18 protein-coding genes and 2 riboswitches are annotated in these 18,710 nt (G+C 72.1%); of the genes, 5 read left to right on the top strand and 13 right to left on the bottom strand.

All coding sequences use genetic code 11. The features are described 5' to 3' along the window. Window positions 1–19 precede the first annotated feature (19 nt). Window positions 20–133: riboswitch (glycine riboswitch) on the bottom strand. After that, a riboswitch (glycine riboswitch) is annotated at window positions 134–231 on the bottom strand. Between the two features lie 83 nt (window positions 232–314). Beyond that, window positions 315–1,148, bottom strand: coding sequence for an ABC transporter permease (locus ABEA10_RS26230; protein WP_345468543.1), 834 nt, complete (start codon window positions 1,146–1,148; stop codon window positions 315–317). Beyond that, window positions 1,148–2,137: an ATP-binding cassette domain-containing protein gene (locus ABEA10_RS26225; protein WP_345468542.1), complete on the bottom strand. Its 990-nt coding sequence runs from the start codon at window positions 2,135–2,137 to the stop codon at window positions 1,148–1,150. Before ABEA10_RS26225 ends, ABEA10_RS26230 begins: the two co-directional genes overlap by 1 nt. A 107-nt stretch (window positions 2,138–2,244) precedes the next feature. Between ABEA10_RS26225 and ABEA10_RS26220 the strand changes: the two genes are divergently transcribed. Continuing rightward, window positions 2,245–3,039 carry a TetR/AcrR family transcriptional regulator gene (locus tag ABEA10_RS26220; RefSeq protein ID WP_345468541.1) on the top strand — a complete coding sequence of 265 codons (795 nt, stop codon included), beginning with the start codon at window positions 2,245–2,247 and terminating at the stop codon, window positions 3,037–3,039. A 104-nt stretch (window positions 3,040–3,143) separates the two neighbouring features. Then, a complete protein-coding gene (locus tag ABEA10_RS26215) occupies window positions 3,144–5,600 on the top strand; it encodes a lysylphosphatidylglycerol synthase domain-containing protein (protein ID WP_345468540.1) in 2,457 nt (818 codons plus the stop codon). A gap of 340 nt (window positions 5,601–5,940) precedes the next feature. Here ABEA10_RS26215 and ABEA10_RS26210 read toward each other — a convergent pair whose 3' ends face one another. The 7 genes from ABEA10_RS26210 to ABEA10_RS26180 form a co-directional block, all read right to left on the bottom strand. Further along, the gene (locus tag ABEA10_RS26210; protein WP_345468539.1) at window positions 5,941–6,534 is read right to left on the bottom strand and encodes a MerR family transcriptional regulator; all 594 of its coding nucleotides are present in this window, start codon (window positions 6,532–6,534) and stop codon (window positions 5,941–5,943) included. Window positions 6,535–7,223: 689 nt separating this feature from the next. Then, entirely contained in the window at window positions 7,224–7,694 is a 471-nt protein-coding gene (locus tag ABEA10_RS26205) for a bifunctional nuclease family protein (RefSeq protein WP_329235718.1), read from the bottom strand. Between the two features lie 360 nt (window positions 7,695–8,054). Further along, a complete protein-coding gene (gene ftsR / locus ABEA10_RS26200) occupies window positions 8,055–8,765 on the bottom strand; it encodes a transcriptional regulator FtsR (protein ID WP_345468537.1) in 711 nt (236 codons plus the stop codon). A gap of 82 nt (window positions 8,766–8,847) precedes the next feature. Continuing rightward, the gene (locus tag ABEA10_RS26195) at window positions 8,848–9,399 is read right to left on the bottom strand and encodes an FHA domain-containing protein (RefSeq protein ID WP_345468535.1); all 552 of its coding nucleotides are present in this window, start codon (window positions 9,397–9,399) and stop codon (window positions 8,848–8,850) included. A 324-nt stretch (window positions 9,400–9,723) separates the two neighbouring features. Further along, window positions 9,724–10,587 (bottom strand): DUF881 domain-containing protein, encoded by an 864-nt coding sequence (locus ABEA10_RS26190; RefSeq protein WP_345468534.1) that lies wholly within the window; start codon window positions 10,585–10,587, stop codon window positions 9,724–9,726. After that, window positions 10,584–10,916 carry a small basic family protein gene (locus tag ABEA10_RS26185; protein ID WP_285576105.1) on the bottom strand — a complete coding sequence of 111 codons (333 nt, stop codon included), beginning with the start codon at window positions 10,914–10,916 and terminating at the stop codon, window positions 10,584–10,586. The genes ABEA10_RS26190 and ABEA10_RS26185 overlap by 4 nt, the downstream gene beginning before the upstream one ends. Beyond that, window positions 10,913–11,776: a DUF881 domain-containing protein gene (locus ABEA10_RS26180; protein ID WP_345468531.1), complete on the bottom strand. Its 864-nt coding sequence runs from the start codon at window positions 11,774–11,776 to the stop codon at window positions 10,913–10,915. Before ABEA10_RS26180 ends, ABEA10_RS26185 begins: the two co-directional genes overlap by 4 nt. A gap of 92 nt (window positions 11,777–11,868) precedes the next feature. Here ABEA10_RS26180 and ABEA10_RS26175 point away from each other — a divergent pair, with 92 nt between their 5' ends. The 3 genes from ABEA10_RS26175 to ABEA10_RS26165 all read left to right on the top strand — a co-directional run bounded on the left by ABEA10_RS26175 (window position 11,869) and on the right by ABEA10_RS26165 (window position 13,533). Continuing rightward, on the top strand, window positions 11,869–12,342 hold the full coding sequence (locus tag ABEA10_RS26175) for a zinc ribbon domain-containing protein (RefSeq protein WP_345468529.1): 474 nt from the start codon (window positions 11,869–11,871) through the stop codon (window positions 12,340–12,342). A 157-nt stretch (window positions 12,343–12,499) separates the two neighbouring features. Continuing rightward, window positions 12,500–13,048: a 2'-5' RNA ligase family protein gene (locus ABEA10_RS26170; protein WP_345468527.1), complete on the top strand. Its 549-nt coding sequence runs from the start codon at window positions 12,500–12,502 to the stop codon at window positions 13,046–13,048. Between the two features lie 74 nt (window positions 13,049–13,122). Then, the gene (locus ABEA10_RS26165; protein ID WP_345468524.1) at window positions 13,123–13,533 is read left to right on the top strand and encodes a hypothetical protein; all 411 of its coding nucleotides are present in this window, start codon (window positions 13,123–13,125) and stop codon (window positions 13,531–13,533) included. A 10-nt stretch (window positions 13,534–13,543) separates the two neighbouring features. On the opposite strand, the gene ABEA10_RS26160 is transcribed toward ABEA10_RS26165, so the two are convergent. The 4 genes from ABEA10_RS26160 to ABEA10_RS26145 all read right to left on the bottom strand — a co-directional run bounded on the left by ABEA10_RS26160 (window position 13,544) and on the right by ABEA10_RS26145 (window position 18,144). Beyond that, complete coding sequence (locus ABEA10_RS26160) at window positions 13,544–14,557, bottom strand: alpha/beta fold hydrolase (RefSeq protein WP_345468521.1); 1,014 nt, start codon at window positions 14,555–14,557, stop codon at window positions 13,544–13,546. Beyond that, window positions 14,554–17,052, bottom strand: coding sequence for a mannose-1-phosphate guanyltransferase (locus ABEA10_RS26155; protein ID WP_329235737.1), 2,499 nt, complete (start codon window positions 17,050–17,052; stop codon window positions 14,554–14,556). Before ABEA10_RS26155 ends, ABEA10_RS26160 begins: the two co-directional genes overlap by 4 nt. A gap of 31 nt (window positions 17,053–17,083) precedes the next feature. Further along, window positions 17,084–17,677, bottom strand: coding sequence for a cardiolipin synthase ClsA (gene clsA, locus ABEA10_RS26150; protein WP_345468518.1), 594 nt, complete (start codon window positions 17,675–17,677; stop codon window positions 17,084–17,086). Window positions 17,678–17,904: 227 nt separating this feature from the next. Further along, a complete protein-coding gene (locus ABEA10_RS26145; RefSeq protein ID WP_345468516.1) occupies window positions 17,905–18,144 on the bottom strand; it encodes a DUF397 domain-containing protein in 240 nt (79 codons plus the stop codon). Window positions 18,145–18,710 lie beyond the last annotated feature (566 nt).

The raw sequence follows: 18,710 nt of genomic DNA, 5'->3' as shown, positions 1-18,710 counted from the left end.
CGGGCACGGCCGGTGGCCGGTCTCCCCCTCTGTCACCTGAACCTGAGAGCTTCGCCGCGACGGGCGCGGCTTGCACCTTCGGTGAGGATCGGCGGCCGGCAACGCGGCCTCCGGTCCCGCTTTCCAGAGGTGCCTCGCCCGCACGGTCCTTTTGCCTGAGAGGTTCCGGGGAGGTTTGCTCCTTCGGCGCCCCTGTGCTGGCTGCACCGGGGTCTCTCCCGCACGGGTTCGACGGCGATCTCCACCCTACCGGAGGCTTATCGCCACGACGTTAAGCGCGGGGCGTACCGACCGTAAGAGCCCGGCTCTAAAGGTCAGCGGTTCAGCGTACGGAAGCGACGGACGGTCAGCGGGACGAAGATCGCCAGCAGCACGCCGCACCAGACCAGCGTCGCCGCGACCGGATGCCGCAGCGGCAGGGCGGCGTGCGCCGTGACGACGCCCGGGTTGCCGAAGAGGCCGCGGCAGGCGGCGACCATCGCGCTCACCGGGTTCCAGTCGGCGATCACTCGCAGCCAGGCCGGCATGCCCGCGGTCGGCACGAAGGAGTTCGACAGCATCGAGACCGGGAAGATCAGGGGGACCATCTGGTCGGCGGTCTCCTCGTTCTTCACCAGCAGGCCGCAGAGCACCCCGGCCCACGAGAGGGCGTACCGCAGGAGGATGAGCAGGCCGAACGCCGCGAGGGCCCGCGGCAGCCCCTCGTGGATCCGCCAGCCGACGGCCAGCCCGCAGCCGACCATGATGACCATGCCGGCGAGGCCGACGATGATGTCGCCGCCCACCTGGCCGAACGGCACCGCCGACCGGGCCATCGGCATCGAGCGGAACCGGTCCATGACCCCCTTGGAGGAGTCGGTGGCCACCCCGACCATCGTGGCCATGAAGCTGGTCATCGTGGTCATGGCGAACAGGCCGGGCATGAGGTACTCCCGGTAGTCACCGCCGCCGGGGACCTTGATCGCGCTGCCGAAGACGTAGCCGAACAGCACGACCATCACGGCCGGGAAGACCAGAGCGCCGACGAGCTCCCCGGGCTGGGACCTGAGCTGGAGCAGATTGCGCCACACCAGCGTGAGGCCGTCGGTGAGGGTCCAGCGGAGCCGGCCGAGGCGGCCGGTGGGCGCGGCGGGGGCGTGGAGGACCATCAGGCGCTCACCTTCTCTTCGGTCTCTTCGGTCTCTCGGGCGTCTTCGGGGTCCTCGGTCCCGCCGGTGAGGCGCAGGAACACCTCATCGAGGGTGGGGCGCCTCAGCGTGACGTCCTCGACCCCGACGCCGGCGCGGTCCAGCTCGAGCACGACGGCGGGCAGGGTGAGGGAGCCGGCGGGGACGGGGACGCTCACCCGGCGGGACTCCGGGTCGGTGTCCGGCTCGCCGATGCGGGAGAGCACGGCGGTGGCGTCGGCGAACGCGGCCACGTCGGACACGACCACGTCGATGCGGCTGCCGATCTCACCCTTCAGCTCGTCGGGCGTGCCCGAGGCGATCACCTGGCCCCGGTCGACCACCGCGATCCGGTCGGCGAGCCGGTCGGCCTCGTCGAGGTACTGCGTGGTCAGCAGCACGGTCACGCCGTCGGCGACCAGCTCGCGGATCGTGTCCCAGATCTCGCCCCGGCTGCGCGGGTCCAGGCCGGTCGTGGGCTCGTCCAGGAAGAGCACCGGCGGAGCGGTGATCAGGCTGGAGATCAGGTCGATCCGGCGGCGCATGCCGCCGGAGTAGGTCTTGACCAGGCGGTCGCCGGCCTCGGCGAGGCCGAAGCGCTCGAGCAGCTCGTCCGCGCGCCGCCGGGCGGTCTTGGCCGGCAGGCGGTACAGGCGCCCGAAGAGCCGCAGGTTGTCGCGCCCGCTCAGCTTCTCGTCCATCGAGGCGTGCTGGCCCGCCAGGCCGATGCGGTGGCGCACCTGGTCGGCCTCGCGGACCACGTCGTACCCCGCGACCCGCGCCCGCCCGGCGTCGGGCAGCGTGAGCGTCGACAGGATCCGCACGGTCGTGGTCTTGCCGGCGCCGTTGGGGCCGAGCAGGCCGAGGACGCTGCCCTCGGGCACCTCCAGGTCGACCCCGCGCACGGCCTCCGTCCGGCCGAACCGCTTGCGCAGCCCCTCGGCCCAGATGGCCGACTCCGAGCTCGTCATCTCATCGCTTCCCCTCGTACTGTGTACCCCGTACGCTTCGTGTGTACAACGTACGCGCTCTGCGTACGTTGTACAAGCCCTGATAGGTTTGGTCGGGTGAGGGCGGGATGACTGACGCGGTGAACCCCGGGGACGACGGGCGGGACGAGCGGCTCCGCAAGGTGGCCGAGGAGTTCGAGAGGCAGCGGGCGCAAGGCCGGCAGAAGCCGACGCTCTGGGAGCGCCTCGAGGGTCCCGGGCGCGGCCCGCGGCCCGCGCTGACGCATCAGCAGATCGCCGCTGCCGCGGTCGAGATCGCCGACGCCGAGGGGCTGGGCGCCGTGTCCATGCGGCACCTCGCCGAACGCCTGGGCGTCGCCACCATGAGCCTGTACCGCTACGTCACCGGCAAGGACGAGATCTACGAGCTGATGCTCGACGCGGTGATGGCCGAGATCGCCCTGCCCGAGGGAGGCTGGCGCGAGGTCGCCGACGCGTACGCCCGCCAGTTCCGCGCGGTCAGCCTGCGCCACCCATGGACGATCCAGGCGTTCACCCGTGTCCCCATGGCCCTGTCCCCCAACAGCGTCGCGCTCACCGAGCAGGCCCTGACCTCGGTCGACGGCCTCGATATCGACGTCGACACGATGATGGCGGTGTTCGGCGCGGTGAGCGCCTTCGCGCGCGGCGCGGTCTTCTCCGAGGTGGCGCAGCGGGAGGTCCTGCGGCGTAAGGGCTGGGAGTCCGAGGACGACGTACGGCTGGCGTACCTGCCGTGGGTCCGGTGGATGCTGGAGTCGGGCCGCTACCCGGTGCTGAGCCGTTACATCGTCGAGGGATCCAATGAGGACGACGCCGACTGGCAGTTCGAGTTCGGCCTCACCTGCGTACTCGACGGCATCTCCGCCCGGCTCGGCATCTGAGGCTCCCCTGGTGCCTCTCGCGAGGGCACCCTTCCGTACCCCGGAAGGCGGCACTGAGGACATCCCGCAGATAACCGAGCTGCCGGCCTGGGAAGATTCACCTCGTGCCCGCTAATGAATCCCCCGACCGGCCGCACGACGGTGACATGCTGACGCGGCCACGCGGCGAAGTCCCGGGCGGCACCACGGCCGATCCCCTGGTCGAGGAGCCCTCGCTGCCGGCGCGCATCCGCCGGCCCGCCGACGCCTTCCGGTTCCTGGTGTCCGTCGGCGTCATCGCGCTGATCCTCGGGCTCGCCCACGTGGCCCGCCAGACGACCACCGGCCTGTCCTCCGACATCACGCACGGCACCGAGCAGGCGCCGCACCTGCTCCTCACCCTCGCCGGGCTCGCCTCCGGCATCGTCGTGCTCGCCGTCCCGGTCGCCTTCGGCGTCGAACGCGTCATCCACCGCGACGGCCTGCGCATCGCGATCGGCGTGCTCGCCGCGGTCCTGGCCCTCGGCGTGTCGCTGGCGGTGGACTCCTGGGTGACCGCCGCCGGCATGCGCGACCTCGCGTGGTACCTCACGTGGAAGCGGCACGGCGGCTGGTTCCCCGGCCCGGCGCACATCGACATCACCCCGGTCATCGCCTACGTCACCGCCGTACGGCTGTCCGGCCGTACGCGCTGGCAGGTCGTGACCTGGGCGGTCGTCTTCCTGGACGCGATCGCCTCGCTCACCGCCGGGGCGATCACGCCGCTCGCGCTCGTCACGACGTACGTCATCGGGCGCGCCGTCGGGTACGGCACGCTGTACGCGGCCGGTTCGCCCAACACGCGGCCGCCGGGCCGCGCGGTGATGACGGCGCTGCGGCGGGTCGGCCTGGAGCCGGTCCGCGCCGCGCGGACCTCCGGCGATCATGACGACTTCCGCAGCTACGGCGCCACGCTCGCCGACGGCCGCAGCGTCGACGTGACCGTGCTCGACCGCGACCAGCAGACCGCCGGGCTGCTCTACCGGGTGTGGCGGCGCGCGCGGCTGCGCGGCGGCACCCCGCGCCGTACGATCCGTTCGCTGCGCCGGTCGCTGGAGCAGGAGTCGCTGATGGCGTACGCCACGGCGGCGGCGGGCGCGGCCACACCGCGGCTGCTGGCCACCTCGGAGGTGGGCAGCGAGGCGGCGCTGCTGGCGTACGAGCGCGTGCCCGGGCGCACGCTCGACGAGCTGCCCGAGGAGGAGCTGACCGACGCGCTGCTCGCCGACGTCTGGCGGCTGCTCGCCCTGCTCCAGCGGCACCGGCTCGCCCACCGCCGGCTGGTCGCCGCGAGCGTCCTCATCGCCGCGGACGGCCGCCCCCACCTCACCGACCTGCGCACCGGCGAGACGGCCGCCGGTGACCTGGCCCTGCGGATCGACCTGGCCCAGCTGCTCACCGACGTGGCCCTGCGCGTCGGCCCGGAGCGCGCGGTCCGTACGGCGGCGGCCGTGCTCGGCCCCGAGGCCCTCGCCGCCGCGGTTCCGCTGCTGCAGAAGGTCGTGCTCGCCCGGAGCACCCGGACCGCCCTGCGCCGGGACAAGCGGTCGCTCAGCGCGCTGCGGGAACAGATCCGCGTCCTGCGCCCGGAGATCGCCGCCGAGCCCGCGCAGCTCGACCGGTTCAGCCCCCGCACCCTGATCAGCGTGATCGCCGGGATGGTCGGCGCGTACATCCTGCTGTCCCAGCTCGGCAACGTCGACGTCTCGGGCCTGGTCTCGAACGCGGACTGGCGCTGGTTCGGCGTCGGGCTCGCGGCGTCGGCGCTCAGCTATCTCGCGGCGGCGTTCATGCTGCTCGGCTTCGTGCCGGAGCGGCTGCGGCTGTGGCGTACGGTGCTGGTCCAGCTCGCCGCCTCGTTCGTGAAGCTGGTGGCGCCCGCGGCGGTCGGCGGCATCGCGGTGAACACGCGCTACCTGCAGAAATCCGGCGTCCCGGCGGGGCAGGCGGCGGCCAGCGTCGGCGCCTCGCAGCTCACCGGGATGGGCTGCCACGTGCTGCTGATCCTGCTGTTCGGGTACGTCACGGGCAGCGGCGGCACCGGACCCTCGCTCCCGCCCTCGCGGACGATCATCATCGCGCTGCTCGCGGCGGCCGTCCTGGCCGTCGTCGTCTTCTCGATCGGGCCGCTGCGCCGCCTCGTCACGTCCCGGACGCGCTCGCTGTTCGCCGGGGTCGTGCCACGGCTCCTGGACGTCCTGCAGTCCCCGAAGAAGATCGCCACGGGCATCGGCGGCACGCTGCTGCTCACCGTGGCGTTCGTGGTCTGCCTGGACGCCTCGATCCGCGCGTTCGGCGGGTCGATGGGCTTCACGACGGTCGCCGTGGTGTTCCTGACGGGCAACGCGCTGGGCTCTGCGGCGCCGACACCGGGCGGCCTGGGGGCCGTGGAGGGCGCTCTGTCGCTGGGCCTGACGCTGGCCGGCCTGCCCGCGGGTACGGCGACGTCGGCGGTGCTGATGTTCCGGCTGCTGACCTTCTGGCTGCCGGTCCTGCCCGGCTGGGCCGCCTTCACCCATCTCCAGCGTTCCGAGGCGATCTGAGGCGCCCGGAAACGGAGACCGCCGCGCGTACGGCGGGGCCCGCCCTGCGCCGTGCGGTTCGTGGCTCCGGCGGGTCAGCCCGTGCGGCGAGCCGGTTCGTGTGGCGACGGGGCGCTCAGGAGGCAGGCCGAGTGTGGCGGGCACGGCGACCGTGAGCCGGTCGTACGGCGCTCAGGAGACGAGCGGGAGGCGGGTCGGCCCGTACGGATCGCGAGCCGGTTCGTACGGCGTCACGGCGCTCAGGAGATGAGCCGAGGGCGGGTCGGCCCGTGCGGCGGGCACGGCGATCGCGAGCCGGTTCGTACGGCGTCACGGCGCTCAGGAGGTAAGCCGAGGGGGGTCAGCCCGTGCGGCGGGCGCGACGGCGGTGAGCCAGTTCGTCGCCCGGCGCGTCGTGTTCGCTGTGGGCGCGTTCGGCGGGGAGCTCGGCCAGACCGGCCTCCACCTCCTGCCAGACCCGTCCGAGCGCGATGCCGAAGACGCCCTGGCCGCCCTGGAGGAGATCGACGACCTCGTCGGGCGACGTGCACTCGTAGACGCTCACGCCGTCGCTCATCAACGTGATCTGCGCGAGGTCCTCCACGCCGCGGTTCCGCAGGTGCTCGACGGCCGTACGTATCTGCTGCAGTGACACTCCCGTGTCGAGCAGCCGTTTGACGACCTTGAGCACCAGGATGTCGCGAAAGCTGTAGAGACGCTGCGAGCCGGACCCGTGCGCGGACCGTACGCTCGGCTGCACGAGCTCCGTGCGCGCCCAGTAGTCGAGCTGGCGATAGGTGATGCCTGCGGCGGCACACGCGGTCGGCCCGCGGTATCCGACGTCGTCGGGAAGGGGCGACACCGCACCACCGAACAGGAGTCCCTGCTCTCCGGCGCGTTGAGAGGCATCACGCCTGTCGCGGGCCGCCTTGCCCTCGCCGCTGCTTGCCGCCACGCGGACCTCCGGCTCTATCATCCCGCAGTGATCCACCAAGGGGGTTTGACGGAATTACACCGCAGGTGTTCAAGCAGCACGGTAGGTCGCGGCCAGACGAGGGTCAACGTCCGCCCTCGGCGCGTCGCAGGCGACTGCAAACCGTTACGACGTCTCCAAATCACCGCAGTCGCTGTCTTTGGGGCATCTGCCCACGTACCACCGGCCTTGGTGACGAGGCTATGCCCCCGGCTCGCATGGAGGAAACCTTCCGGCCTCGGCGCTTTCCCCGTCCAAGACCCGAATGCACCCCAGGTCAGACGGACGGTCGCCGCCGCGAGCCTCCCAGCGCACGCGGAGGACCACGTACGCCGCGCCCCGAGTCATCCACAGCCACCGGAACGCCTTCCCCGGCGGGCCCTGGCCCTGGACAATGAGAGTGGGATGGAACCCCCAGGGAGGGCGGACGTTCCACGGGACCGGGACACCTCCACGCGACCCGGCCACCTCCAGGGGGCCGGTCACCTCTAGGGGCCGGGCTGGGTCCATGCGTCAGCGGGGCTAAGGCCATGCGTCAGCGGCCGGGGCGGCCTGAAGTCTGTGCCCGTGACGGTATCGCGTCCACGGCGCCGACGGTCGGCCCGTGCGGCGCGCCCTCACCGGTCATCGGCGAACGGGGGCCGACGACGGGTCAGCGGCGTGCGGCCGGGTCAGGTGGCGCGGCCGAAGTCCTCGGGCGAGATCGTGTCGAGGAACTCCCTGAACTTCTCGACCTCGTCCTCCTGCTCGTCCGGGATCGCGACGCCGGCCTCCTCCAGCACGTCCTCGCTGGCGAAGATCGACGCGCCGGTGCGCAGTGCCAGGGCGATCGAGTCCGAGGGGCGGGCGCTGACCTCGACTCCGTTGGAGAAGATCAGGTCGGCGAAGAAGATGCCCTCCCGCAGGGCGGTGATGTTCACGGTGCGGAGCTGGACCTCGAAGGCGTCCAGGACGTCACGGAACAGATCATGAGTGAGCGGACGCGCGGGCAGCACACCCTGCTGGGCGAAGGCGATCGCGGTGGCCTCCACCGCCCCGATCCAGATGGGCAGGTAACGGTCCCCATCCGTCTCCTTCAGCAGCACGATGGGCTGGTTGGAGGGCATCTCGACCCGTACGCCGACGACCTCCATCTGCTTCACTGCGGCTCCCTGCTGAGACGGCTTACCCGAAACCCTTTAGCCCAACGTACACCCGGGCCGGGCCGTGCCGGGGCGCCGCAGAGGGCCGGATCCGCCCGGTTCACCGGGCGTACGGGCCTGGTCGGGGCACCGCACGGGCCCCGAAAGCGGCCGGCGAGCAGCATCATGATCTTCCTCTCGCCGCAGGGACTCCGGGCGTGCCGCTACCAAGCGTTGCGACCAGACTCCTGACAGTCACGAGACGCCTCCCTCTGTCCGCGGCGGTCGACGAGAGGCGGCGGACTCATGCGAGGGCTCCGCGACGGTGAACTCGCCGAGGGACGCGCCCGGCGCACGGCAGGCGGCTGGGCCGGGAAGGGGTCAGGGTTCGAGGGTGGCCCGCAGTCCGGCGGAGACGAGGGCCGCGTGCAGCTTCAGCGACAGCGACGCGATCTCCTTCGCGGTCTCGGCGGCGCGTGCGTGGGCGCCCGGGCTGCGCTGGCGCATGGTCGGCGCGACGGCCGCCTCGATCAGGCCGACCTCGCGGTCCGCCGCGGCCTTGACGGCCCGCAGGTGACGCGGCTCGAAGCCGAAGGGGCGCAGCGCCGCGGCGGCGCGCGCGATCGTCAGCGCGTCGCCGTCGTACTGGCCGCCGACCCGGCTGACGAGCCCGAACTCCTCCAGCTCGCCGAGCACCTCCGGATCGATCCCGGCGGCGTCGAGAAGCTGCCGGCGCGTCAGCCGTACGTCGCCGGTGTCCTCGTGGACACTGTCGGTGGCGACGAGTCCGCGAGGCGTGCGGCGGCGTCCGCCCAGCGGCGGTGGGTTCTGTCCGCGGTCGACCGCGTCGAGGTGCTCCTTGATGACCCGCAGCGGCAGGTAGTGGTCACGCTGCGCGGCCAGGATGAACCGCAGCCGTTCGGCGTCCGCCGGGGCGAACTTGCGGTAGCCGGACGGGCTGCGTTCGGGTTCGATCAACCCCTCCGACTCGAGAAAACGGATCTTCGAGACGGTGATGTCGGGGAACTCCGCCGACAGGAGTCCCAGCACCTCTCCGATCGTCATGGACGCGCGTGCGGCCGACCCGCTCATGCGCGCACCCACGGCGGGCGAAGGTCGACGGACCCGGCGGCGCGGACCTCATGCGCCCCGGGCGACCAGGCCTCCAACGCCCTCACAGCCCTCCTGGAGGCCGCACGTCGCCGGCGTGGTGCGGGTTGGTGAGGAACACCAGCCGGAACTTGCCGATCTGGACCTCGTCACCGCCGGACAGGCCCGCCTCGTCGATCCGCTCGCGGTTGACGTAGGTGCCGTTGAGGCTGCCCACGTCGCGTACGGAGAACTGGGCGCCGCGGCGGTAGAACTCGGCGTGCCGGCGGGACACCGTCACGTCGTCGAGGAAGATGTCGCTGTCGGGGTGGCGGCCCGCGCTGGTGCTGTCGCTGTCGAGGAGGAAGCGGCTCCCGGCGTTCGGCCCCCGCTTGACGACCAGCAGCGCGGTGTTCGGCGGCAGGGCCTCGACGCCGGACTGGTCGGCGGGGACCTCGTCGCCGACGTCGCCCACCTCGGCGTCGACGGCGCCCAGCGATATCGTCGACGTCGGGTCGTTCGGCTCGCCCATCACCGGCGGCGGCCCGCTCCGCGTCAGCGGGGTGCCGCACTGCGAGCAGAAGCGTGCATCATCCGGATTGGCGTGACCACACTGCGTGCAGTAGACGCTCGGCATTTATCGGCTCGGCCTCCTACCTATGGCCTCGGGTGTGCCAGTGGCACCGTACGGCGCGGAGGACGAGCGCTCGGCACCGCGGGTCTGCTCGGTCCCCAGCACGTCATCCCCCTCCGAGCGCCGTCGGCGATGACGCCCGTTTCGTCCTCACCCCGCAACGACGACGGTTGCCGCAACTTACGCGGCAACGCCCGAGGGGTCAACCACGACAGGCGTCGTCTGCCCTCAAGCTACCGTCGGCACTGATCGCCGGTCCACGCCGCCGCGCCGGGGGAAGAACCAGGCGTACCTCTCGCTACCGAAAGTAGTGGATAACCACACCGCCTACGGCGATCTTACCGCCTGAACGGTGATTTTCTCACGCTGTGCGACGACGCCGTCGGCTCCGCTGTTGTGCAGGGTCCGCAGGACGCCTCCGGGGATGTTCATCGCCGTGGCGAGTGTGTGCGGATCGCCGATGGCGAGGAACCGGTACGGCGGCGTGAGCAGGTGCCCGTCGGCCATCACACCGCCGCCTCCGGACGGATCGGTGAAGTAGGTGCTCACGCCCACGCGTACGTCCCCGACCTGGACGACCTCGGCACCCGCGTCGCGCAGCTCCTCCAGCGTGTCGAGAAGGGAGGCGGCGCGCACCCGGCCCTGCGGGTCGTTGATGGTCAGCTCGATGCCGGGGCCGGTGGCGGGCAGCGTGCCGGCGAGGATGCCGTACGTCGTGGCGCGGCGCCGGGCGTCCTCGAGCGCGGCCTGCCCCTGGGCGTCGTGTTCGAGTCCGGACTTGGTGGCGTCCAGGTCGCGGATGTCGGAACGCAGCCGGTCCGAACGCTGCGACAGGTCGCCGAGGATGCCGACCAGCTCGTCCTGACGCGCGGTGGCGAACTTGGTGTCCTTGTCGTTGGAGCGCACCTGGGCGGCGACGGCGAAGCCGAGCACCGCGCACAGCACGGCGACGATCAGCTGTCCACGGTTGAGGCGCGGGCGCAGCAGCCCCTTCCTCCCGGCCGCGCCCGGGTTCTCCCCTCCGCCGGTAGGGGACTCCGGCGCGCCGCGCTCGCCGCTCCCCTCGCCCACCGGCCCTCCCTCACCGGAAGAGACCTCGGGCGCACCACGCTCGCCGCTTCCCTCGCCCACCGGCTCTCCTTCGGCGGAGGAGGCCTCGGGCGCGCCGGTCCGCTCGCTCTGTTCGCTCATGCCTGGAAGAGCTTGCGCCGGATCGCGGCGACGTTGGAGAAGATGCGGATGCCGAGGACGACCACGACGCCCGTGGACAGCTGCGAGCCCACGCCGAGCTGGTCGCCGAAGAACACGATGAGCGCCGCGATGATCGTGTTGCTGAGGAACGACACGACGAACACCTTGTCGTCGAAGACGCCGTCGAGCCGGGCCCGCAGGCCGCCGAACATGGCGTCGAGCGCGGCCACGATGGCGATCGGCAGGTACGGCTGAAGCCACAGCGGCACCCCGGGGTGGAAGACGAAGCCGAGCACGACTCCGGCGGCGAGGCCGATGAGGGCGATCACTTGGGGGTCTCCTCCGGCTGGGCGTAGCGGAGTTGCGGGGCGGGCGCCGCGGGGAGCCGCACGTCGTCCTCCTGGCGGATGTCGAAGCGGATGCCGAACGTGGCCTCGAGGGTACGGAAGGCGCGGCCCGCCGGGGAACCGGCGAAGTCCTTGCCGATGCCGTCGTCGCCGAGGGCGGTCACGACGTACGGGGGCGAGAGCGGCCGGTAGTCGACCAGGATGGCGTCGCCGGCGGAGCGGATCGCGGTCGTGGCGGTCATCCGCTGGCCGTTGACGGCGACCGCCGTCGCGCCGACCGCCCAGAGCCCGTTGACGAGCCGTTGCAGGTCCTGGTCGTAGATGCGGCCGTCCTGCTGGGCGGTCGCGCCGTGCGTGGTGTGGGAGTCGTCCACCGTGACGACCGCCCCCGCGCCGGAGGCGGGCGCCGCCGCCGCCTCGCCGGCGGCACGGTCGAGCGACTGGTGGGCGTTCTGACCGGCGTCGCTGCGGGCCAGCGCCGAGCGGCGGAGGCTCTCGGTCTGCCGTTGCAGGGAGTCGGCCTGCCGCTGGAGGGAGTCGGTCTCGTCGGTACGTTGGCGGATCTGCGCGATCAGGGCGTTCCGCTGGCGTTCGGCGACCGGCGCGCCCCGGCGCACCTGGATGACCGCGACGGCGCCGAGCAGGCCGAGGAGCAGGGTCGCCGCGAGCAGCCGCGACGCCCGCCCGGCACGGCCCGTCCGGCCGGTCCCGCCCGAGGCGGCCCGGCGCGCGGCGGCCTTCTCGTACCCGGGGTCGAGGCCGGAGCCGGACAGCAGGTCGGCGAGCAACGACATGGAGGCGTCCGGCCGGTCCCACCGCCTCCTCGCTCCCTCTTCGCTCATCGGATGTGCGGCGTGAAGTTCTCGGCTTTCAGGCCGGTGAGAGAACGCCGCTCCCTCCTTGGAATGTCGGTGACGGTGGTTAGCGTGTTCACATGCGGTTTCGGCTTCAGCCCACACCCGCCCAGGAGCAGGTTTTGCTGGAGCACTGCACACACGCCCGATATGTGTGGAATCTCGCCTGTGAGCAGCAGAAACATCGGCGGCCGGGACGGACGAGCACACCAGGCCATGCCGAGCAGTCCCGCCGGCTGACGGAAGCGAGGCGTTCGGAGGACAAGGCCACGGGCCGGGTGGAGAAAGTCGCTTCCGTCTACACGTCCCAGACCTGTAACGCCTGTGGGCGCTGCGCAGCGGACAACCGTGAGAGCCGAGCGGTTTTTCGCTGTCGCGCCTGCGGGCACACCGACAACGCGGATGTGAACACGGCCGAAAACATCGCGGCAGGGCGTGCCGTGACGTTCCTGCCCCGACCAACCGACCCCGGCCGACCTCCCGAGCGGGGAGCCCTCCAGCCGTTGGGCGGGGTTGCGAACCGCGAACCTCAACCTGCTCTCTCCTCCGCGTAGGAATGAGTGGCTTGGAATCCTCTGCCGTCAGGCGGGGGAGGACGTCAACCGCCCCATTGTGGCAAGCCCGCACCACTCACCGAACCGTGCGGGCGCTACAGACGGCTTCAGGGGAAATACGGTGGAGTTTCCGCACGGTCGACCGGACACTTCCGGCATGACGCCGACGCAGAGTGCGCTGATCGTGCCCGTACCCGAGGCCGAGGAGGCGGTCGGCCCGCACCGCGCGTCACTCGACACCGCCGCCTCGTGGGGTGTGCCCGCGCACGTCACGGTGCTCTACCCGTTCCTGCCGCCCGGCCGGATCGACGACGAGGCGCTCGCCCGTGTCGCCGGCGCGGTCGCCGCCGTACCCCGGTTCGCGATGACCCTGCGGAGCGTCCGCTGGTTCGGCGACGCGGTCGTCTGGCTGGCGCCCGAGCCCGGCGAGCCGTTCCGGGCGCTCACCGCGGCCGTCTGGGGGCGGTTCCCCGAGACGCCGCCGTACGGTGGCGCGCACCCTGACTCGACGCCGCACCTGACGATCGGGCACGACGCGCCCCGCCCGGTGCTGGAGCGGGCGGCCGACGCGGTCACGGCGCACCTGCCGATCCGCGCCGCCGTCGGCTTCGTCTCCCTCATCGTGGGGTCACCGGAGCCGAACTCCTGGCGCGCCGTCGCCGAGTTCCCGCTGGGCGACGGCGGGCGAACTCCCAGGGAACTCTGAGCGGGCTCGCACGTGTTCCCCAGGACCCACCGGTGGACTGGATCCCGGCACGCTCCGACGGTGGGGGGTCATCGATGGGACACACGGGGGAGGTTCCGCTCCTGCGGCTGCCGATCAGCGGCTGGACGGTCCGGGTGGGCCGGGGCGCCGCCGACCGCGCGGCGCTGGAGGTGTACGAGGGATCCCGGATGGCGGACGTCTGCGTCGCCACGCCCGTGTCGGTCTCGGTCCTGCGCGGGGCCTGGCGCAGCCCGCGCGGCGGCGTGCCCTGGGCTCTCGCCTGGGGCCAGCTTCCCACCGGGACGACCTCGGTCACCGCGGGGTTCACCACCGGCGGGCTCAGGCCGGCGATGCGGCGGATCCCGGCGATCGTCATCGAGGGCATCTACTGGGTGGCCGAGGCCGCGGGCGGCTTCGGCGGCGTGACCGTGCACGCGGGCCCGGTCCTGGTCAGCGGCCGGCTCCGCCGCGCACGCGCCCGCTGAGAGGGCCGTGTCAGGGACGGCGCCGGGCCGCGAGGCCCTCGACCGCGCGGGCGACCTCGCCCGGCGAGGAGATCATGGTCAGGTGACGGGCGCCCGGGATGAGGGTGGGCGGCGGGGCCCCGATCCGCCGGGCGGTGTCGGCCGCCGACGTCTTGGCGAAGACGTGGTCGTCCGCGCCGTACACGACCGCCTTGGGCAGGCTCACCCCGCGCAGCAGCTCCAGCCGCCGAGCCGGCAGGCCCGCGACGCCGTTCCGCAGCATGCCCCAGACCCCGGCCTCCGCCCCCGCGACCTCGTACGGGCGGCGCCACACGTCCACCCCGGCGGCGTCCAGGCGCGGGCAGGCCGGCCCGCACTGGGACGAGTAGATCTCGCGGATCAGCCAGTCGGAATGCACGACCATGCGCAGGAGCGTGATCCGGTACGGCGGGATCAGCAGGTGGCGGAGGACGGCCGGAGGGCCGGCGCCGCCGGCCAGCGCGTCGCCGTCGAGGAGCAGCAGCCCGCCGGCACGCGCGGGGGCGCGCAGCACCGCCTCGGCCACGATCGCGGCGCCGGCCGAGTGGCCGACGAGCACCGGCCGGTCGAGCCGCATCGCGTCCAGGAACGCCAGCAGCTGCCGCGTCTGGTGGTCCACCGTGTACGGTCCGCGGCGGGTCGTGTAGCCGGCGCCGTCCAGGTCGATGGCGTACACGCGGTGGTCGCGGGCGAGGAGCGGCGCGAGACGCGCCCAGGTGTCGGCGGACTCCGCGGCGCCGTGCACGAGCACGATCGGCGAGCTGCCGCTCCCCCACACGCGGTACCGCGTCATCAGGTCGCCGGTCCGCACGTACGTCAACCCGGCCGGAGGGCGCGCGCGGCCGGCCGTCGCCGCGTTGTAGATGAACGAGAAGACCGTGGCCGCCACGATGAGCGCCGCGACGGCCGCCGCCAGGCGCCGCAGCCACCGCCGGACCCGGGAACGCCTCCGCGGGGCGGGCGTGCCGTCGACCGGCGCGCCCGCGGCCTCTTCCGCGCCGATCAACTACCGGCGCTCTCGACCACGCGCGCCCAGTCCTGCAGGAGGTCCTGGGCGGTGTCGCGGTCGGCTCCCTCGGCCCAGAGGTGGGTGACGGCCTCCGCGGGGTCCGGCAGTACCAGGATCCAGCTCGTGTCGTCCTCGATGACGCGTACGCCGTCGGTGGTGTCGACCCGGCGGTCGCCGGCGGCCTCCACGACGTGGCGCATCACGCTGCCCTTGGCCGCCCACGGGGTGGGCACGGACCGCTTGAGCAGGTGCGCCTCGGGGATCCGATGGTCGATCTGGGACAGGGTCAGGCGCGTGCGGGCGACCAGCCCGAGCATCCGGATGAACGCCGCGATGCCGTCCACCGTCGGGCTGAACTCCGGGATGATGAACCCTCCGCGCCCGTCGCCGGCGAAGATGTTGTCCTCCGCGGCGGCGGCCTTGGTCAGCACGTCCTGCGAGGTCGAGGTCCACTCGACCTGCACGCCGTGGAAGCGGCACACCTGCTCGGCCACGCGCGTGGTGGTGACCGGCAGGGCGACGCGGCCGCCGCGCCGCTCGGAGGCGACCAGGTCGAGCACGACGAGGAGGCCGCGGTCGTCGCTGATCAGCTCGCCGTTCTCGTTGACGAGGGTGATGCGCTCGCCGACCGGGTCGAACCGCACGCCGAACGCCGCGCGCGAGGACGACACGAGCTCGCCGAGACGCTGCAGGTCGCGCATGCGCTCGGCCAGGGTCTCGGTGGGCGACACCTCGTCGAGCCGGTTGTTGACGGTGAGGACCTCCACGCCGAGCCGGCCGAGGAGCTGCGGCAGGACGAGCGAGGCGGTGCCGCCCGCGCAGTCGATGACGATCTTGAGCTCGGCCTCGCGGACGCCGCGCATGTCGATGCAGCGCTGCAGGTCGCGGACGTAGGTCTCCACGACGCGGGAGGGATAGGTCAGCTCGGCGATCTCGCCGGGGAACGCCCGGCGGTACTCCTGCCGCCCGAACACCCGCTCCAGCTTCCGCTGGGCCGCCTGGGACAGGTCGGCGCCGTGCTCGTCGAGGAAGACGATGTCGACGCCCTGCGAGTCACCGGGGGTCGTGCGGATCACGATGCCGCCCGCGCAGTCCTCGCGCGCCGTCTCGTACCGCGCGACCGGGATCGGGCACGCCTCCAGGTCCCGTACGTTGATCGCGCTGGCGGTGAGCGCGCTCTGCACGGCCCGGTTGAGCGTGCGGGCGGCGCGCGAGGCGTCGCGGGAGGCGGTGACGCCGGCGCCCTTCTTCAGGGTCGTGGCGTACGCGCTGGCGAGCCGTACCGCGAGCTCCGGGGTGATCTCGACGTTGATCAGGCCGGAGACGCCGCGCGGGCCGAACAGGGTGCGCTGGCCGCGGGACTCCCAGATGACGCTCGTGTTGACGACCGCTCCGGCCTCGATCGTCTTGAACGGGTACACCTTGACGTCGCTGGAGACGTACGCCTCGGACTCGATCACGCACTCGTCGCCGATGACCGCGCCCTCCTCGATGCGGGCGCCGGCCATGACGTCGGTGTTCTTGCCGACGACGCAGCCGCGGAGGTTCGTGGACGGCCCGATGAAGACGTTGTCGTGCACGACGGCGCGGTGCAGGAACGCGCCCTCCTTGACCACGACGTTGCTGCCGAGCACGGTGAACTCCCGCAGCTCCGCGCCGGCCTCGACCTTGGCGTAGTCGCCGATGTAGAGCGGGCCCTTCAGCACCGCCTCGGAGTCGACCTCCGCACCCTCGGCGACCCACACGCCCGGGGAGACCTCGAAGCCGTCGGGCTCGATGTCGATCTTGCCCGACAGCATGTCGGCCTGGGCCTTGAGGTAGCTCTCGTGGGTGCCGACGTCCTCCCAGTAGCCGTCGGCGACGTAGCCGTACAGCGGGGCGCCCTCGGCGAGGAGCTTGGGGAACACGTCACCGGACCAGTCGACCGGCTCGCCCGCCGCGACGTGGTCGAGGACCTCCGGCTCCATGACGTAGATGCCGGTGTTGGCGGTGTCGGAGAAGACCTGGCCCCACGTGGGCTTCTCCAGGAACCGCTGCACGCGGCCGTCGTCATCGATGATGATGATGCCGAACTCCAGGGGGTTGGGCACCCGCTTGAGCGCGATGGTGACGAGCGCGCCGTTCTCCTTGTGGAAGCGCACCAGGTCGGTCAGGTCGATGTCGGTGAGCGCGTCACCGGAGATCACCAGGAAGCGCTCGTCGCGCAGGGCGTCCTGGGCGTTCTTGACGCTGCCGGCGGTGCCGAGCGGCATCTCCTCGGTCGCGTAGCTGAGGCTCATGCCGATCTCCTCGCCGTCGCCGAAGTAGTTGCGCACGAGCGCGGCGAGGAACTGCACCGTCACGACGGTCTCGGTGAAGCCGTGCCGCTTCAGCAGGCGCAGCACGTGTTCCATGATCGGTTTGTTGACCACCGGCAGCAGTGGCTTCGGCTGGTTGGCCGTCATGGGCCGCAGCCGCGTCCCTTCCCCACCCGCCATCACAACCGCTTTCACGGGAGCCACTCCTTTGCGATGGGTGCGCCGATCATGGTCTGGGTTCCGCTCCCTTCAGTTCGCCGGGGCTGTGCACGGTCCGGACGAGCTGCCGGGTCTGGGCGGTGTAGAGCACCGCCGCCCACCAGTACAGGCCGGTCCCCCAGAGCGTGAACGCCCAGCCGACGACCTTCGGCACCGTGGCCCACGCGCCCGAGTGGGCGCCCAGCAGCAGGAGCGGGAAGGCGTAGAGCAGGCAGAGGGTGGCGGCCTTGCCCACGAAGTGGACCGGGAGCGCCCCGAAGCCGTGCCGCCTGAGCACGTAGAGGGGGACGCCCATGTAGACCTCGCGGGCGACGAGCAGGACCGCGAGCCACAACGGGACGATGTCGCGGACGACCAGGCCGATGAGCGTGGCGAAGATGTAGAGGCGGTCCGCCGCGGGGTCCAGGAGCGTGCCGATCCGGCTGGTCTGGTCGAGCATCCGGGCGAGCTTGCCGTCCAGCCAGTCCGAGAGCCCGGCGAAGACCAGAATGCCCAGTGCCCACCAGTCCTGCTCGATCAGTATGAGCCACAGAAAGACGGGGACACCGAGCAGACGGGCCAAGCTCAATGCGTTCGGCCACGTCCACAGACGGTCGTTCAACGGCCACCTCCCGCTCCCCAGCGCTGGTCATGACCTTACCTGTCGGTACTGGCGTGCCGAATAAGTGGTGCTGGACACAACCGGAACAGGCCATTGACGGCGCACGCTGCCCGGACATCTGACCTGCGCTGCAGCGGTCACGGGGGCGGATCCGATCTTCGCGGGCCGGGCACGTCCGGCATCGGCCAGCCACGGAGACGGCGCTGGCCCGGACCACGCGCCGCATGTTATTGATCCGGCCCGCGGGCCGGCCGGAGCGCCGCCGGACCGGGCCGTGGCGCCGCGTCCCGGCCCGCCGCCCCGGCGGGGTGAGCGCCTCCGCCCGCCGCCCGCCGAGCGCCTCCATCGGCCGCTTCCGCGGGGGCCCGTGCCACCTCGACGCAGTTTCCACTCGGATTGCTCCGGCTGCTCTTTCGCCAAGCCGCAGCGGGGAGACCTGACTGCGGGTCGCTGCCGACAGGACGCATCCCCGCCCCCTTTTGAACGACGCCCTCACGGGTCGTGAGCCACCACGGACCAGCGGACGCGATGGCGGCGAATGATCGGCGAGGAGACCCACGGCCCGGCACGCACACATCCGATTTGCGGACATCATAGATCCTGCACATACCCGGTGCACGTGCATATCGGCGGACCAGGTTCCGGACGCATTCGAATTCATCGATGCAGTCGGCCAAATCGCACAATAACGTCGATCGTCCGCCGGCTCCGCCGAGGCGGAGGGCGGGTTGAGGGGCGCCGGGCGCACACGGCCTGGGCTGCCTGAGCCGGCGCGGCGTCCAGCGCCCGTATCGCCGGCCCCCGGATGCGCGTCAGGGCCGGCCAGTGACGGAGCCGGACCTTCTGGGGCGGATCGGGACCCCGTCATCTTCTTCTCGTTCCGCCGGCCACACGGGTTGGGCGGTGCGATTCGTTGGAGATCCACAGAGGATCGGCACACCCGCTGACCTGGTGGAACACTTCGAACGTAACTCCATGTGTCACGGCGGCGGAAGAGGATCGGGCGGACGGAAATTCGCAACGGGCGCGGCCC

Source organism: Actinoallomurus oryzae, assembly GCF_039541955.1.
In the GTDB taxonomy this organism is placed as follows: Bacteria; Actinomycetota; Actinomycetes; order Streptosporangiales; family Streptosporangiaceae; genus Actinoallomurus; species Actinoallomurus oryzae.
This window is presented reverse-complemented; position numbering and strand designations above follow the sequence as displayed.

Bases quoted from the DNA above. Each gene is read 5' to 3' on its own strand.
- ABEA10_RS26145 (WP_345468516.1), bottom strand. From the start codon at position 18,144: ATGCGTCCTGTCGGCAGCGACCCGCAGTCAGGTCTCCCCGCTGCGGCT.
- ABEA10_RS26220 (WP_345468541.1), top strand. From the start codon at position 2,245: ATGACTGACGCGGTGAACCCCGGGGACGACGGGCGGGACGAGCGGCTC.
- ABEA10_RS26230 (WP_345468543.1), bottom strand. From the start codon at position 1,148: ATGGTCCTCCACGCCCCCGCCGCGCCCACCGGCCGCCTCGGCCGGCTC.
- ABEA10_RS26225 (WP_345468542.1), bottom strand. From the start codon at position 2,137: ATGACGAGCTCGGAGTCGGCCATCTGGGCCGAGGGGCTGCGCAAGCGG.
- ftsR (WP_345468537.1), bottom strand. From the start codon at position 8,765: ATGAGCGGGTCGGCCGCACGCGCGTCCATGACGATCGGAGAGGTGCTG.
- ABEA10_RS26165 (WP_345468524.1), top strand. From the start codon at position 13,123: ATGGGACACACGGGGGAGGTTCCGCTCCTGCGGCTGCCGATCAGCGGC.
- ABEA10_RS26190 (WP_345468534.1), bottom strand. From the start codon at position 10,587: ATGAGCGAACAGAGCGAGCGGACCGGCGCGCCCGAGGCCTCCTCCGCC.
- ABEA10_RS26180 (WP_345468531.1), bottom strand. From the start codon at position 11,776: ATGAGCGAAGAGGGAGCGAGGAGGCGGTGGGACCGGCCGGACGCCTCC.
- ABEA10_RS26170 (WP_345468527.1), top strand. From the start codon at position 12,500: ATGACGCCGACGCAGAGTGCGCTGATCGTGCCCGTACCCGAGGCCGAG.
- ABEA10_RS26195 (WP_345468535.1), bottom strand. From the start codon at position 9,399: ATGCCGAGCGTCTACTGCACGCAGTGTGGTCACGCCAATCCGGATGAT.
- ABEA10_RS26175 (WP_345468529.1), top strand. From the start codon at position 11,869: ATGCGGTTTCGGCTTCAGCCCACACCCGCCCAGGAGCAGGTTTTGCTG.